The sequence below is a fragment of the Nocardia sp. CY41 genome (genome assembly GCF_009829325.1).
GTDB lineage: Bacteria > Actinomycetota > Actinomycetes > Mycobacteriales > Mycobacteriaceae > Nocardia.
Genome location: NZ_VUOS01000134.1, coordinates 1 through 752, shown reverse-complemented (window position 1 = coordinate 752; position 752 = coordinate 1). Strand labels below are relative to the sequence as shown.

Genomic DNA, 752 nt, shown 5'->3' with positions numbered 1-752 from the left:
GGGATCCCGTGTTTGCGTCACCGTGATAACTGCGCGTGGGTGGGTAACCCGTTAATTGCCGGATCGGTCGCCTCTGATGGCGCGGTCGTGACCGGCGATTGTTCGAATAGCGGATTTGCGACTTCAGTCGCTCGGCGCAACAGCCCGGAGACATTCAATGGTTACCCCCGCTGCAGCACCCCACTGGTTCGCCGAGAGTGACCCGACCGCCAACGGCGGGTCCCGGCGCGTCCCGGTCGGGATCCCGGGCGTCCGGACACCACCGAGGTCCGGGCTCGATGCGCAACTTGCGCCGCTGCGGATACCGGCGGTGGTGCTCGGTGTCGGGCTCCTTGCGGCCGGTGTGGTTGCGCTGGTTCCGCTGCGTGGGTGGTGGCGTGACTACGGCGGTCCGCTGGTGGTCGTCGCCTACCTGCAATATTTGGGCGTGGCCGCGACCGTCATGTGGTGGGGACTGCGCGGGGCCGGCCGCCACCGGCAGTCGTCGTGGCGGGGTATGACACCAGAGAAGAACAGTGGTCCTCATGTCGCCGGACAGGGCAGAAGCCGATGAGCGAGCCGATCCACGCTTCGACCCGGTGCTGGTCAGCCGCGGAGGTGGGCGCACATAGCCTCGATAGGGCCCGGCCGTGGGGGTGATCGGCGCGATCGTCACCTTGCCGTTGAGTGTGATCATCGGGGTGTTCCGGTGTGCTCAGGCCGTCTGGGACCAGGCCGAGCAGAAGACTCGACCGGACCCTGCGGTCATCCGC

Annotated in this window: 1 protein-coding gene; it reads left to right on the top strand. The window is 67.4% G+C overall.

The genetic code is table 11. From position 1 onward, the window contains the following. Window positions 1-157: 157 nt before the first annotated feature. Window positions 158-553 (top strand): hypothetical protein, encoded by a 396-nt coding sequence (locus GVY64_RS37050; protein WP_159851362.1) that lies wholly within the window; start codon window positions 158-160, stop codon window positions 551-553. Window positions 554-752 lie beyond the last annotated feature (199 nt).

What these genes read in the sequence shown, in the direction of transcription:
- GVY64_RS37050 (WP_159851362.1), top strand. Translation starts at nt 158, where the DNA reads ATGGTTACCCCCGCTGCAGCACCCCACTGGTTCGCCGAGAGTGACCCG.